Source organism: Streptomyces africanus (assembly GCF_002150735.1).
Taxonomy (GTDB): Bacteria; Actinomycetota; Actinomycetes; order Streptomycetales; family Streptomycetaceae; genus Streptomyces; species Streptomyces africanus.
Window position 1 is genome coordinate 184 of sequence record NZ_MUKA01000483.1, and the last position, 327, is coordinate 510.

At 72.8% G+C, this 327-nt stretch carries 1 pseudogene (only partly in view); it reads right to left on the bottom strand.

Annotated elements, in window-relative coordinates:
* Positions 1 to 327: pseudogene (locus CCL05_RS40400) on the bottom strand (protein kinase domain-containing protein); its annotated part reaches 183 nt to the left of the window's first position; the annotation flags it as partial.

Below are 327 nucleotides of genomic sequence, written 5' to 3' on the forward strand. Positions count from 1 at the left end.
GGCAGCGGGACGACCGTCTCCGTGACGTGCCGGCGCAGGACCGCGCCCGGGTGGCCGCCGCCGAACGGGGTGAAGCCGGCCAGCAGCTCGTAGAGCACCGTGGCGAGTGCGTAGATGTCGACGGAGGCGCGGGGCGGCAAGCCCTCGACGATCTCCGGGGCGAGGTAGTCCGGCGTGCCGATGATCTTCGTGGCCTTGGTCCGGCGCGGGGTGTCGATGAGTTTCGCCACGCCGAAGTCGGTCAGCAGCGCGCGGTGGGAGCCGCCCGGGCCCAGGGGGCCCTGCATGTCCAGGAGGACGTTCTCCGGCTTGACGTCCCGGTGCACG